The 14,011-nt window shown below is 76.1% G+C and carries 11 protein-coding genes; 4 read left to right on the top strand and 7 right to left on the bottom strand.

Annotated features, from left to right (window positions below; genetic code table 11):
* Window positions 1–24 precede the first annotated feature (24 nt).
* Complete coding sequence (locus tag ACTJIY_RS06530) at window positions 25–900, bottom strand: TetR/AcrR family transcriptional regulator (protein ID WP_440673444.1); 876 nt, start codon at window positions 898–900, stop codon at window positions 25–27.
* 120 nt (window positions 901–1,020) lie between these two features.
* Between ACTJIY_RS06530 and ACTJIY_RS06525 the strand changes: the two genes are divergently transcribed.
* Entirely contained in the window at window positions 1,021–2,037 is a 1,017-nt protein-coding gene (locus ACTJIY_RS06525) for an ATP-binding cassette domain-containing protein (protein ID WP_440673445.1), read from the top strand.
* Window positions 2,034–2,885 carry an ABC transporter permease gene (locus tag ACTJIY_RS06520; RefSeq protein WP_440673446.1) on the top strand — a complete coding sequence of 284 codons (852 nt, stop codon included), beginning with the start codon at window positions 2,034–2,036 and terminating at the stop codon, window positions 2,883–2,885. Before ACTJIY_RS06525 ends, ACTJIY_RS06520 begins: the two co-directional genes overlap by 4 nt.
* Before the next feature lie 409 nt (window positions 2,886–3,294).
* On the opposite strand, the gene ACTJIY_RS06515 is transcribed toward ACTJIY_RS06520, so the two are convergent.
* Together ACTJIY_RS06515 and ACTJIY_RS06510 are read right to left on the bottom strand one after the other, a co-directional pair.
* Window positions 3,295–4,143 carry a hypothetical protein gene (locus ACTJIY_RS06515; protein WP_440673447.1) on the bottom strand — a complete coding sequence of 283 codons (849 nt, stop codon included), beginning with the start codon at window positions 4,141–4,143 and terminating at the stop codon, window positions 3,295–3,297.
* A 235-nt stretch (window positions 4,144–4,378) separates the two neighbouring features.
* Complete coding sequence (locus ACTJIY_RS06510) at window positions 4,379–6,406, bottom strand: beta strand repeat-containing protein (RefSeq protein ID WP_440673448.1); 2,028 nt, start codon at window positions 6,404–6,406, stop codon at window positions 4,379–4,381.
* A 414-nt stretch (window positions 6,407–6,820) separates the two neighbouring features.
* Between ACTJIY_RS06510 and ACTJIY_RS06505 the strand changes: the two genes are divergently transcribed.
* Window positions 6,821–9,883, top strand: a complete 3,063-nt coding sequence (locus ACTJIY_RS06505) for an esterase-like activity of phytase family protein (protein WP_440673449.1) — start codon at window positions 6,821–6,823, stop codon at window positions 9,881–9,883.
* Between the two features lie 99 nt (window positions 9,884–9,982).
* Here the strand turns inward: ACTJIY_RS06505 and ACTJIY_RS06500 are convergent, their stop codons facing one another.
* From ACTJIY_RS06500 to ACTJIY_RS06490, 3 genes are all read right to left on the bottom strand, one after another.
* Window positions 9,983–10,201 (bottom strand): PspC domain-containing protein, encoded by a 219-nt coding sequence (locus tag ACTJIY_RS06500; RefSeq protein ID WP_053370472.1) that lies wholly within the window; start codon window positions 10,199–10,201, stop codon window positions 9,983–9,985.
* 109 nt (window positions 10,202–10,310) lie between these two features.
* Window positions 10,311–10,847: an O-acetyl-ADP-ribose deacetylase gene (locus ACTJIY_RS06495; protein WP_440673450.1), complete on the bottom strand. Its 537-nt coding sequence runs from the start codon at window positions 10,845–10,847 to the stop codon at window positions 10,311–10,313.
* A gap of 121 nt (window positions 10,848–10,968) precedes the next feature.
* Window positions 10,969–12,177, bottom strand: a complete 1,209-nt coding sequence (locus tag ACTJIY_RS06490) for a beta-ketoacyl-[acyl-carrier-protein] synthase family protein (RefSeq protein ID WP_440673451.1) — start codon at window positions 12,175–12,177, stop codon at window positions 10,969–10,971.
* 217 nt (window positions 12,178–12,394) lie between these two features.
* Between ACTJIY_RS06490 and ACTJIY_RS06485 the strand changes: the two genes are divergently transcribed.
* Window positions 12,395–12,907, top strand: coding sequence for a hypothetical protein (locus ACTJIY_RS06485; RefSeq protein WP_440673452.1), 513 nt, complete (start codon window positions 12,395–12,397; stop codon window positions 12,905–12,907).
* Window positions 12,908–12,916: 9 nt separating this feature from the next.
* On the opposite strand, the gene ACTJIY_RS06480 is transcribed toward ACTJIY_RS06485, so the two are convergent.
* A complete protein-coding gene (locus ACTJIY_RS06480) occupies window positions 12,917–14,011 on the bottom strand; it encodes an amidohydrolase family protein (RefSeq protein ID WP_439157869.1) in 1,095 nt (364 codons plus the stop codon).

Here is a 14,011-nt window from a genome sequence, read left to right as displayed (position 1 = left end):
TCGCGACCCGGGCACCGTGGGCGGTCAGCCGTGGTCGGCGGCCCTGCGGGCGGTGGCGCGCCGGGCGACGAAGGCCTCGATCCCGTCGAGGAGGATGTCGAGGCCGAAGCCGATGTCGCTCTCCCAGTCGTCGGGCTGCGGTGCGGTCGGCGACCACGAGGCCAGCGCGCCGGTGAGCGCGGGATAGGTCTCGGGATCGACGAGCCGCGTGAGCACGAGCTCGTAGTCGGCGTACGGGTTGGCGGCGGCGACCGCGTCCGCGTCGAGGTCGGACTCGGGGGTGTCGGCGGGCAGGCCCTGGGCGCGGCGCACGGCCTCCGCGGCCGCACGCCGGGTCTCGACCTGGACGCGGCCCTCGCCGAGCACGTGCTGGGCGAGGAGCCCGACGATCTGCAGCTTCTCGTCCACCGTCAGGTCGAGCGGTGCGAGGATCGCGAACGCGCGGTCGATCCAGCGCAGGCGGTTCGGCCCGACCTGCGCCGTCGTCAGCGGTAGGTCGAGGAACCACGGCCGCGCGAGGACGCCCGCGATCTGCGCGCGGGTCCAGGCCCCGAGCCCGGCGCGCCAGTCGCCCTCGTCGTACGGGGGCAGGGTGAGCACGTCCGCCGCGGCGTCGGCCATGAGGACGAGGAGCTCGTCCTTGCTCTCGACGTACCGGTAGAGCGCCATCGGCGTGTAGCCGAGCGCCTCCGCGACGCGCGCCATGGAGACCGCGGGCAGGCCCTCGGCGTCGGCGAGGTCGACGGCGGCCCGCACCACCTGCTCGACCGTCAGCGCGGGCTTGGGGCCGCGCCGCGGGCCGGGTGCGCGACCCCAGAGGCGCGCGATCGCGGGCGGCAGCTCCGTCGTCGGGGCCGACTCGTCGGGCGCGTGCCGCTCGGTGGGTTCGGGCGTGGTCATCTCGTCATCCTCCCGCGGGCCTTGACCGCCCACGAAACCGTGTCTACCGTACACAGAACAGTGGATCGCATAAACAGTTTCTCTCACACGCGGTTCTGCCGCCTGAACCCTGGAGGCCTCATGCCCGCACCGGACGTGCTCGTGCACGCCGACGGCCTGCGCAAGAGCTACGGGACACCGCGCCGCCCCGTGCGCGTGCTCGACGGCGTCGACCTCACGCTGCGCCGCGGCGAGGTCCTCGCCCTGCTCGGCCCCAACGGGGCGGGGAAGACCACCACGGTCCGCATCCTCGCCACCCTCCTGCGTCCCGACGGCGGCACGGCGACGGTCGCGGGCCACGACGTCGTGCGCGAGGCCGCACGCGTCCGCGGCCTCATCAGCCTCACCGGCCAGTACGCGGCGGTCGACGAGAAGCAGACGGGCCGCGAGAACCTCACGATGATGGGCCGCCTCGCGCACCTGCCCCGCCGGGCCGCGCGCGCCCGCGTCGACGGCCTGCTCGACGCGTTCGACCTCGCCGCGGCTGCCGACCGCCGCGTCGGGACCTACTCCGGCGGCATGCGCCGCCGGCTCGACCTGGGGGCCGGGCTCCTCACCCGTCCCCAGGTCATGTTCCTCGACGAGCCCACCACCGGCCTCGACCCGCGCAGCCGCCAGACCATGTGGGAGGTGATCCGTGGCGTCGTCACCGACGGCACGAGCCTGTTCCTCACGACGCAGTACCTCGAGGAGGCCGACCAGCTCGCCGACCGCGTCGCGCTGATCGACGACGGCCGCGTCGTCGCCGAGGGCTCCCCGTCCGACCTCAAGCGCCGCGTCGGCGACGCGAGCATCGAGCTCACCTTCGCGTCGGCCGCCGAGGCGGCGTCGGTCGGGGCCGCGGGACCGTGGCCGGAGGCGCTCGACCTCACCTCCGCGACGCTCCGCGTCCCCACCGACGGGTCGGTCGAGCACGTCCGCGACGTCCTCGCCGCGGTGGCGGCGACCGGCGTCGAGCCGATGCGGTGGGAGGTGCGGGAGCCGACGCTCGACGACGTGTTCCTCACCCTGACGGGCCACGCCGCACGGACGCGTGACCGGGACCGCGGCACGACCGAGACCGACCACGAAGCCGACCGTGAGGAGACCGCAGCATGACCGCCCAGACCGCCGCTGCGCCGTCGGGCACGACGCCGCGCCTCCCTGCCCCTACGGCCCGGCCGGGCCGCCACGTGCTCGCCGACGCCGGGACGATGGTCGCGCGCTCGCTGCGGCTCGTGCGCCGCGAGCCGGACGAGCTGATCCTCGCGCTCGTGCTGCCGGTGATGCTCATGATCCTGTTCGTGTACGTGTTCGGCGGCGCGATGAGCGTCGGCACGGACTACGTCACGTACGCGACGCCGGGGATCATCCTGCTGTGCGCGGGCTACGGGGCGTCGAACACGGCGATCGCCGTCGAGCAGGACATGTCCGGCGGCATCATGGACAGGTTCCGGTCGATGCCGATCGCGAGCGGGACGGTGCTCGTGGGGCACGTCGTGGCGAGCGTCGTGAAGAACCTCGTGACGACGGCCGTCGTGCTGGGCGTCGCGTTCCTCATCGGCTTCCGGCCCGACGCGACCGCGCTCGAGTGGCTGGGAGCCGTCGGGGTCGTCGCCGCGTACGTGCTCGCGATCACGAGCGTCGCGGCCTTCGTGGGCGTGCTGGTGCGGTCGCCCGCCGCGGCCGGGGGGTTCAGCTTCTTCATGCTGTTCCTGCCGTACGTGTCGAGCGCGTTCGTGCCGCCGGAGACCATGCCGACGTGGCTGCGCGGGTTCGCGGAGCACCAGCCCGTCACGCCCGTGATCGAGACGATCCGCGGCCTGCTCGTCGGGACGGGCTCGACCGGAGCGCCGGTCACCGACCTGGGCCCGACGGCGGCCCTCGCCCTCGCGTGGTGCGCCGGCCTGGTCGCGCTGTTCCTCGGCGGGGCGGCGTCCGTGTTCGCCCGGCGCCGTCGGCAGTAGGCGTGGGCCGGCGGTCGCCGCGGCGGTGCCGCGCAGGGCGAGACGGTCGGCGACCGACCGGGTCGCGGGGAACGTGCCGCCGCGGTCCGCGCGGCACGGGGGTCGTCGTGCAGGTCGTGCCCACGCCCCTGCTCAACCGACGCTCGGTCGTCGAGCACCCCACCGAGACGGTCGTCCCGGCGACCCGTGACCGGCCGCGCGGCGTGCGTCCGGAGCAGAAGGTGCCCGCCGGCCAGTACCGGCCCGGTCAGGTCGTCCCCGTCGTCGAGCGTGCGGGCGACCCCGACTCGGTCCGGCTCGACCGCCCCGACCTGGAGGCGTCGGACCTGTCCCGGTGGGGGCTCGGCGCGATGCTCGTCGCCCTGCCGATGATCGTCGTCCGCGGCGTGCTGAGCGTGCTCGCCGGCGGTCAGCGACGACCTGTCCGCAACGGGTCGCGGGCTCCGTCGCCTGGCGTGGTCGGCGCGTCGTCGTCCTGGGCGTCCCGTCCTGCGCCGACGAGCCGCCCGGCGAGCGGCACGGCGGCCTGCACGGCGACGCTCGCGGCGAGGGCGATCCCGAAGGCCGCGGCGATGCCGAGCCGGTCCACGAGGAGCGCGACGAGGAGGCAGAACACCGCGAACCCGGTGAGCCCGGCCAGCAGACCGCGCAGGAGCCGGACGGTCTCGGCCGACCCGCGCTGTGCGAGCGCGAACGCGGCGACCACGCTCGACGCGATCGGGAACGGCGCGAGCACGCCCGTCATCGCCGGGCCGAGCGCACCCGACGCGGTGGTGACGGCGAGGACGAGCGCCGCCGTCGTCGCGGCGCGAGCGGGGAGGTCCCACCAGGGCGACGGGACGGTCGACGGCGGGGGGCCCGCCACGTCGGGCGGCATGACCCGGGACGCGCCCCAGAACGTCGCGAGCGCCACGACGAACGTGATCCCGGAGGGCAGCGTCAGCCGGGCGAGCGCGACGTCCGCCACGAGGCACGCGGCCCAGGACGCCGCGAGCGCACCGAGCCAGCCCGTCCGGCGCGAGCACCAGGCGAACACCACGGCGAACAGGGCGAGAGACGTGAGGCCGAGCAGCGCTGACGACGCCGCGGCGGCGCCGAACCCGGTGCCGTGGTCGAGCGTGGTGATGAGGAGGATCGGCCCGGCCACGACGGGCAGCCCGACGAGCACCCCGGTGAGCCGGGCTCCCCAGCGCCGTCCGGCGAGCGTGGACGCGACCACCAGGGCGGGTGCCAGCACGAGCTTGAGGAGCAGCGTCACGCGGCCACGGTAGCCCGTGCCGGTCCGGTGGTCGGTGCCGGTCCGGTGGCCGTGCCGGGTCGCCGGGCGGTCGACCCCGGGCTGCTGCGGCCGGCGTGCACGAAGAAGGGCGGCGGGCCCGGAGTCCTGTCCACCGGGACCGCCGCCCGCGAGGGCGACACCGTCGACGTGCAGCCGCCCTCGAGCCGAGGGCCGGGCGGTGAGGGGATGCCGCCCGGCCGTGCGCGACGGTCGGTCAGACCGCCGCGAGCCGACGGCGCAGCCCGAGCCCGACGCCCGCGACGCCCGCGAGCACGGTCCCGCCGACGAGCGCCGACATGCCGAGCGACACCCGTCCGACGGGGCTGTTCTCGACGCTGTCCCTGAGCTCGGTCGTGCCGTCGGAGAGGGTCTCCGTGCCGTCGGAGAGCGTGGCGGCGCCGTCCGCGATGCGCGTGCTGCCGTCGTGCAGGTCGGACGCGCCGTCGGCGAGCGTCGTCGTCCCGGCGTTCAGCGTCGTCGAGCCCTCGGCGAGCGCCGCGTTGCCGGCGGCGAGCGTCGTCGCACCGGTGGACAGCGTCGTGAGCCCGTTCTGCAGCCGCAGCGTCCCGTCCTCCAGGCGCGTGGTCCCGGCGAACAGGTCGCCGGCGCCCGTGCGCAGCCGCACCGTCCCGGCGGAGAGGTCGGCGGCGCCCGCGGCGGCCTGGGTCGTCCCGGCGTGCAGGTCGGACGCGCCGGTCGCGAGCTCGGCCGTGCCGGCGGCGAGCTCGGAGGTCTTCGTCGCGAGGAGCGTGCTGCCGCTGCTCACGCGCGCCGCGCCGGCGGCGAGGTCGGCGGTGCCGCCCGCGATCGTCGAGGCGCCCGCGCTGAGCTCCCCGACCTTCCCGTGGAGCGTCGCGGCGCCGGTCTCGAGCTCGCCGATCTTGCCGTCCAGCGTGGTGGCACCGGCGGCGAGCGCGTCGATCCCGCCGGCGAGCTGGACGTCGATGCCGGTCCGGAGCTGCTGGACCCCGGCGGCGAGCCCCGGCTGCGCGGGGGTGCCCTCGCCGAGGCCCGTGCGGAGCCGCGCGAGCCCCGCGGTGAGCCCGGGCCGGTCCGGGGTGCCGGTCCCGAGGCCGGCCGAGAGCTGGTCGATCCCGGCGGTGAGGGCGGCCGCCCCCGCGGAGAGCTCGCCCGCGCCCGACGCCAGCCGTCCCGCGCCGCCCGCGATCTGCGCGGACGCGCCGGGAGCCGACTCGGTGCCGTTGCCCAGGGCGCGGAGGTTCGCGGCGATCGTCCCGAGGCTCTCCGGGGTCGCCGCGACCTCGCCGCGCGCGATCGTGTCGAGCTTCGCCGCGAGGCCGTCCAGGTTGGTCCCGACGGTCACGGCGGAGCGCTGGAGCTCGCCGGCAGAACCCTGCAGCTGCTCGGCGTACCCGCCCAGGGTGACCGCACCACCGCGCACCCCGGTCGCTCCTTCGCGGAGCTGGTCGACTCCCGCCTGGATCGCGTCGGCCCCTGCTCCCGCCGCGGCGACCCCGCCGGCGAGGCGCGCCGCGCCCGCGGAGAGCTGGGCCTGACCCTGGTCGAGGGCCAGGACCCCTGCGCCGAGGCTGTCGCGCACGCCCGTCCGGAGCTCGGTGGTGCCCGCGGCGAGGGTGCCGGCCCCGGTCGCGAGCCGATCTGCTCCGGTCGCGAGGTCGGCGGAGCCGGTCGCGGCGCGGGCAGCCCCCGCGCTCAGGTCGCCGGCGCCCGTGCTGAGGTCGCCCGCTCCCGCGGCGAGCTGCGACGCACCGTCGGCGGCGCGCGTGCTGCCGGCCGCGAGGCGCGCGGCCCCGGCGTCGAGGTCCGTGCTGCCCGTGGCGAGGCGGGCCGCGCCGCTCGCCGCGTCGCCCGTGCCCGCGGCGAGGCGGGCCGCTCCGGCGTTCAGCTCGTCCGCACCGGCGGCGAGCTCGCTCGCGCCGTCGAGCGCGGTGGTGCCGCCCGCGGCGAGCTGGGTCGCGCCGTCGGACGCCTTCTGCGCACCGGCGACGAGGTCGCCGGCGCCGTCCCGCAGGTCGCCCGCCCCGTCGGAGAGCCGCTGGGCGCCAGCCTGGGCCTCGGCGGTGCCGTCGGCGAGCGTCGCGGCGCCGTCGGAGAGCTGTGCGGCGCCGTCGTCGAGGCGGGTCGCGCCGTCGGCGACCTTGCCGTGGTACACGAGCAGGAACGCGATCAGGCCGGCCACCGCGAGGGCGAGCACGGCGAGCGCGACGGACGTGAGGACCGTGTGGGTGCGCGACGGTCGGGGAGAGGCGTGCTGCGTCATCGGTCGTCCTTCCTCGCGCCCGGCGTCGTCGCGGGGCGGTCGGCACAAGGGGAGAGGAGCGGGGAGAGAGAGGCGGGTCGTGCGTCCGCCCGACGCGGGAGTGCGCCGGGGCCGCGGCCCGCCACCGTTGGTGGGACGTGGAGTAGCAGGTAAATCTCGAAAGACGCTAGCAACCGCCGGGACGGGCCGGACAGCGAGTACTAGGTATTTGCGCCGTCACGATTCGGTCACGGCGTCGAAGTATCAGGTACTCCGTCCCGGAACCCGTCGCCCAGGGCAACGGGCGCCCCGCTCCCGGGGCCGAGCGGGCCGTCGCGCACTGTTCATCCGGCGGTCACCCGGTGGCCCCGGGCCGGTCGTCGCCGCGCCACGGCGGACCACCACCCTCTGCTCGACCCACGTCGAAGGAGAGACATGTCAGCCATCCCCGAGCGGACCCTGGCGCGCACGTCCGCGCGCACCCCGGCCCGCCGCACGCGCATCGCAGCGCTCGTCGCCACGGGCGCGACGCTCACCCTGGGCCTGGGCGCGCTGCCCGCCCTCGCGGCGGCTCCCGCGCACCCGGCCGGGGCGGTGTCGGCCCCGACGACGGCGCTCGGTCTTGCGACGGAAGCGGCCTGGACGGCGCCCGCCGCGGACGAGACGTTCCACCGCCTCGCCACGTACCCGGTGTTCCAGAACCGCCCGGCCGGCGAGGACGCCGCCGCCGAGACGGTCGCCGAGATCTCCGCGGTGAGCGAGGACGGGCGCACGGTCGTCCACACGGACGCGCTCGCGCGCCGCATCGGCTTCCTCGACCTCACCGACCCGAGCGCCCCGCAGGGCCTCGGCACGCTGAGCCTCGCCGAGCTCGGCTCGGAGCACGACGAGCCGACGTCGGTCGCGGTCGTCGGCGGGTACGTCCTCGTCGTCGTGGACACGTCGGTGAGCTTCACCGAGCCGAGCGGTCGCCTCGACGTCGTCGACCTCGCGACGCGCGAGCGCGTGCGGTCGCTCGACCTCGGCGGCCAGCCCGACTCGATCGCCGTCACGCCCGACGGCGCGCACGCCGTCGTCGCGATCGAGAACCAGCGCGACGAGGAGGCGACGCCCGAGGGCGGTGCTGGCGGAGGTGACGAGGGCGACCTCCCGCAGCTTCCCGGCGGCTTCCTGCAGATCCTCGACCTGCCCGGTGACGACCCGGCCGCCTGGTCCACCCGCGCCGTCTCCTTCCTCGACGAGGCCGGGGCGCCGCTCCCGGTCGTCGCGGCCGCCGGCCTCGACACGCCGCAGGACCCCGAGCCCGAGTACGTCGCCGTCAACCCGGCGGGCACGAAGGTCGCGGTGACGCTCCAGGAGAACAACGGGGTCGCCGTCGTCGACATCGCCACGGGCGAGGTCGAGACCGTCTTCTCCGCGGGCGCGGTCGCCGTGTCCGGGATCGACGTGAAGAAGGACGGCGTGATCGACCAGACCGGGTCGATCCCGGCGACGCCGCGCGAGCCCGACGCGATCGGCTGGCTCGACGACGCGCACGTCGCGACCGCGAACGAGGGCGACTGGAAGGGCGGGTCGCGCGGCTGGTCGGTGTTCGACGCCGCGTCGGGCGAGGTCGTGTGGGACGCGGGCGCGGAGCTCGAGCGCCTCGCCGTGCGCGTCGGCCTGCACACCGAGGACCGCGCGGCCAAGAAGGGCGTCGAGCCCGAGGGCCTGACCGTCGCGACGCTCGGCGGCACGCGCTACGCGTTCGTCGGCTCGGAGCGCTCGAACTTCGTGGCCGTCTACGACGTCTCCGACCCGAGCGCCCCGCGGTTCGTCCAGGTGCTCGCGACGACCAACGGCCCCGAGGGCCTGCTCGTCGTCCCGCAGCGCGACCTGCTCGTCGTGTCGAGCGAGGAGGACGACGCCGGTGCGGGCGTGCGGTCGGCCGTCACGGTGTTCGGGCGCGGCGCGCAGTGGGCCGACGGCGCGGGGTCGCCGCAGTTCCCGAGCGTCGTCTCCGCGGACGCGGTCGAGGGACCGCAGGCCGGCGCCCCGATCGGCTGGGGCGCGCTCGGCGCGCTGACCGCGGACCCGACCGATCCCCAGCGCCTGTGGACGGCGACCGACGCCGCGTACTCCACGACGCAGCTCCTGTCGCTCGACGTCCGGGGCTACGGCGCCGGCTCCCCGGCCGTCATCGACCGGACCGTGACCCTCACGCGCGACGGCGCCCCCGTGGGCCTCGACGTCGAGGGCGTCGCGGCGCGCCCCGGTGGCGGGTTCTGGCTCGGGGTCGAGGGCGCGAAGGGCGCGGAGAACGCGATCGTGCGCGTCGACGCCGCGGGAGCGGTGGTCGAGACCGTCGCGCTGCCGGAGGCGGTCGCCGCGGGCCTCGGCAAGCAGGGCATCGAGGGCGTCGCGGTCGCTCCGGCGGTCTCGACGGACGACGGGTCCGCGGCCGCGGGCGAGCAGGTGTGGGTCGCGCTCCAGCGCGGCCTGACCACCGACGAGGGCGGCACGGCGGGCACCGCGCGCCTCGGCCGCTACGACGTCGCGTCGGGCACGTGGGACTGGTTCGCCTACCCGCTCGAGCAGACCACGACGGACGGCGACTGGCTGGGCCTCAGCGAGGTGACCGTCGTCGACCACGACACGCTCGCCGTGATCGAGCGCGACAAGCTCAACGGCCCCGCCGCCGCGGTGAAGCGCGTCTACGCGGTCGACGTGCCGGACGTCGCCGTCGGGGCCGCGTCGACGACCCCGGTCGCCGTGACCAAGACGCTCGCGCACGACGTCCTGCCCGACCTGCGCGCCACGCACGGCTGGACGCAGGAGAAGCTCGAGGGCCTCACGCTCGGCGGCGACGGCACGGTCTGGGCGATCACCGACAACGACGGCCTCGCCGACGCCACGGGCGAGACGGTGCTCCTGCGCCTCGGCGCGGCGTCGGACGTGTTCGAGGGCCACCTCGACGGCGAGAACCCGGGCGGTCCGGGCGAGCCCGGCGAGACGCCCGGTGCGGGCGAGCAGCCGCCGTCGACCCCGCTCCACACGGTCGACGCCGACGACCTCACCGACGCGAACCACGGCGGGGTCACCCTCTCCCCGGCGCGGGTCCGCGCGGGCGAGCAGGTCACGGCGACGGCCGAGGGCTTCGCGCCCGGCGAGTGGGTCTCCGCGACCCTCTTCTCGACCCCGGCGGACCTGGGCATGGTCCGCGCCGACGCCTCGGGCACCCTCACCGCGACCGTGACGGTACCCGCCGACGCCGCGGCGGGCGTGCACCGGTTCGCGCTCGTCGGGCAGGTGGACGGCCGCGTCCTGTGGACGGAGCTCGAGGTCCTCGCCGCGGACGGCACGGCCAGCGGGTCCGACGGCGCAGGGTCGGGTCGCCCCGACGGGCTCGCCACGACCGGAGCGCACGTCGGCGCCCTGGTGGGCCTCGCCGTCGTGCTGGTCGCCGGCGGCGCGACGATCGTCGTCGCTCGGCGCCGCATGCGCGGCCTCCCGGGCTGACGGCCCGGCCCCGCGCCGAACCCGGGCTTGCGGGCGGTCTCGATGCGGAGACTGCCCGCAACCCCGGGTTCGGCCGCGTGCCGCGGCCGGCGCGGAGGGTCAGTCCCGGTCGTTGGGCATGAGGGCCCAGAGGATCAGGTAGGCGATGACCTGCGGGCCGGGGAGCAGGATCGAGACCGCGGCGACGATGCGCACGACGGTCGGGTCCCAGCCGAAGCGGCGGGCGATCCCTGCGCACACGCCCGCGATCATCCGACCGTGACGCGGCCGGGACAGGGTCGGCCGGAAGGAGGCTGCGGAGGCGTCGGAGGTGCTCATGCCTCGACGGTAGGAGCACGCTCGTCGCGGCGGTATCGGGATGTCCCCCGAACCGACCCTGATCCTCCCGACGCCGACCCTGACCCGGGGCTCGGCCCTACGGGCCGGCTCAGCTCGCGAGGGCGGCCTCGAACGCGGCCAGGGCGCGGGGCGACACGAGCGCGAACGTCGCGGCGGCGACACCCTCGCCGCGGTCGGCGCTCGGACGGGCGGCGGACCACCCGCGCACCGCCTCGACCGCGACCCGCGCGACGTCGTCGACGTCCCAGCCGTAGACGCCCGCGCTCACGGCGGGGAAGGCGACGGTCGCGGCGCCGAGGCCCGCGGCGACGTCGAGCGAGCGCGTGAAGCACGACGCGAGGAGCGCGGGGTCGGTCTGGCCGCGGTGGCGGTCCGGCCCGACGGTGTGGATCACCCAGCGGGCGGGGAGGTCGTAGCCGCCGGTCGCGACGGCGTCGCCGACAGGCAGGCCGTCGGGGAGGGTCGTGCGCCGGATCCGGCGGCACTCCTCCAGCAGCCGGGGCCCGGCCGCGGCGTGGATCGCGCCGTCCACGCCCCCGCCGCCGAGCAGCGACGAGTTCGCGGCGTTGACGATCGCGTCGACGGCGAGCGTCGTGATGTCGGCGAGCCGGGCGTCGAGGTCCATGCTCCCATCGTGCCTCGCGGCGCGTCGCGACGGCCGAGCACGTCCTCACGCGCGGTCGAGCACGACCTGAAGGACGGAAAGCGCCCCATAACGACCTTCAGGTCGTGTTCGGCGGGGGAGGTCAGTCGCGCGAGACGACCACGCTCGCGCTGTGGCCGCCGAAGCCGAAGGCGTTGACCAGCGCGTGGCGGGCGGTCGTGTCCCGGGCGGCGCCCTGCACGACGTCGAGGTCGATCGCCGGGTCCAGCGCGTCGAGGTTGAGCGTGGGCGGCACGCGGCCGTCGCGCACGGCGAGCAGCGCGACGAGGATGCCCAGCGCGCCCGAGGCGCCGAGCAGGTGGCCCGTCGCGCCCTTGGTGCTCGTCACGGGCGGGGGCACGCCGAGCGCCGCGTGCAGGGCGTCCGACTCGTTGACGTCGCCCACCGGGGTCGACGTCGCGTGCGCGTGGACGAGGCCGACGTCGGCGGGGGAGAGGTCCGCGGCGCGCAGGGCCATCCCGATCGTCCGGGCCTGGTTCTCGGGGTCCCCGCCGACGATGTCGAACGCGTCCGAGGTCAGCGCGGCCCCGGCGACGACGCCGTGCACCGCGGCGCCGCGCGCCCGCGCGTGCTCCTCGCTCTCGAGGACGAGGAGCGTCGCCCCCTCGCCCATGACGAAGCCGTCCCGGTGGACGTCGAACGGGCGCGACGCGCGCTCGGGCTCGTCGTTACGGGTCGACATGGCGCGCGCCGCCGCGAACGCGGCGAGGGAGAACGGCCGGACGCCCGCCTCCACCCCGCCGCAGACGACGACGTCGGCCGACCCGGAAAGGATCATCTCCCGACCCATCGTGATCGCCTCGGAGCCCGCGGCGCACGCGCTGATGGGCGCACGCGCACCGGCCTTGGCGCCCAGGTCGATCGACAGCCACGCCGCCGGCCCGTTGGCCATGAGCATGGTGACCGTGTGCGGCGAGACGCGGCGGGGCCCCTGCTCGTCGAGCACGTGGGACTGGTCGAGCGTCGTCGCGATGCCGCCGTTCGCGGACCCGACGACGACCGCGAGGCGCGTGGGGTCGACGTCGGGCGACCCCGCGGAGGCCCAGGCCTCGCGGCCCGCGACCAGCGTGAGCTGTTCCGCCCGGTCCGTGCGGCGCGCCTCGCGCACGGCGAGCCCCTCCGCGAACGCGTCGTCCACCCGTGCCGCGATGCGCACGGGCAGGTCGGCGGCCCAGTCGTCCTTGATGGCGTGCACCCCGGGCTCGGCGCGCAGCAGCGCGTCCCAGGTGCCTGCCGCGGTGAGCCCGACCGGGGTCACCGCCCCGTAGCCCGTGACGACGGCTCGTGTCATGGTGTCCCCCTACCTGCGGGCGTCGCCTCGTCGGACGACGGTTGTGGTCGATGGGTCCCATTTCAAGACATCCGTATGGGGTTTGTCTTGTCCGACAGTGTGACAGTGCGCACGCTGTCACCCACCACGAGTAAAGCGGCGGGTCGTCATCCCGGCCACGGCGGGCCCGCAAGGTCGCGCCCGGTCGGCACGCATTCGGGACATGAAGGAGGACCGCGTGGCACGTACGGGGAGAGTGGTCGGGGCCGAGCGGGTCGCACTGCTGCGCGCGCTCGACCAGCCGGAAGACCTGGGCGCCGGCGACGTCCGGACCCACGAGATGCTCGTGATCGAGCTGACCGACGCCACGGACGTCGACCCCGTGCCGACGTGGTTCCTCACCGCCGCGCAGACCTGCGCCCTGCGCGCCGACCTCGGTCGGCTCGGCACCGCGACGCTCACCCTGGACCCGGGCCACCCGCCGGTGCCCGACGCGCGCGAGCTGCACCTCCTCGTCACCGAGATGGCGTGCAACAACGGGGAGGACGCCGAGGGCCGGGTGCGGCTGTCGGCGCTCGCTGTGCGTGACGACGCCGTCGCGGTGACGGTCGGCGTCGAGCCGCGCACCGGCGAGGCGAACTGCCCGTCGAACCCGCCGACGCCGTTCGTCGTCGAGCTCGACGAACCGCTGGGCGACCGCGTCGTGCTCGACGCGTCGGTGCACCCGGCGCGGGAGGTCGTGCTGCCCTGACCCGGCGGGTCAGGCCCCGTCGAGTCCGAGCACCCGGCACGCGTTCCCCGCGTAGAGGGCCGGCAGGAGGTGCGCCGGGAGGTCCGCGCCCGAGATGGCCCACCGACCCTGGGGCGGAACGGGGTCGCCGGGAGCGTAGGAGAAGTGCTCGTCGGCCGTCTCGAGGAACCGGAAGTGCGTCTCGAGCTGCTCGCGGGACAACGGGAACGCGTCGGTGCCGAACAGGACGCGGTCGGGGAAGTCCTCGACGAGCCGGCGGAAGCGCCGTGGCTGACGCCCGAGCTCCGCCAGCCGGCCCGCGACGTCGACGACGAGGTTCGGTGCGGACCGCAGGAGCCGTGAGACGTGGTCGAGGTCCTCGGCGACGCAGCCCACGTGCGCGCCGACGTAGGTGGTCCCCGGCGTCGCGACGAGCAGGCGTTCGAACGCGTCGAGCAGGTGCTCGAACGACGGGAACCGGGACCGGTCGGCGAACGACCACGACGGCTGCGCGGTGAGCTCGTCGACGCGCTCGTTGTACCGGTCCAGCGGGTCGAAGAAGGCCTTCGGGTCGGCGACGTGGATCAGGACGGGCAGCCCGAGCTCGCCCGCGAGCGCGAGCGTCTCGACGACGCGAGGGTCGTCGGGCGCGACGAGCGCGCCGTCGGGGCCGGTGACGGTCAGGCCGAGGTCCTTCCACACCTTGAGGCCGCGCGCCCCGCGCGCCGCGGCGTCGCGGAGCTGCCGCTGCACCTCGCGCTCGCCGCCCGCGTGGGCGAGCGCCCCCCAGTCGACCTGGCAGAAGGTGAGGAACCGGCCCGGGTGCGCGCGGTCGTACCGGTCGAGGTTGGCCTCGAGCTCGTCGCCCCACAGGCCGTCGAGGTTGACGACCGTGCGCACGTTCGTGCGGTCGAGCAGGTCGAGCAGCGCGGGAACGTCCGGCGCGCACCAGTCGGCGGTGAGCCAGCGGCCCAGGTGGTTGTGGACGTCGACGGCGGGCACCGCGGCCCGGGTGACGTCGGTCCGGGGGAGCCGCACGCGGGCACGCGGCTCCCAGTCGGCGAGCCGCAGGTCGGGTGCGGGCGGCACCGGGGGCGGGGTGGCGTGGTGGAGAGGATCGGTCAC

It is taken from the genome of Cellulosimicrobium sp. 22598, assembly GCF_052044445.1.
GTDB lineage: Bacteria > Actinomycetota > Actinomycetes > Actinomycetales > Cellulomonadaceae > Cellulosimicrobium > Cellulosimicrobium cellulans_G.
This window is presented reverse-complemented; position numbering and strand designations above follow the sequence as displayed.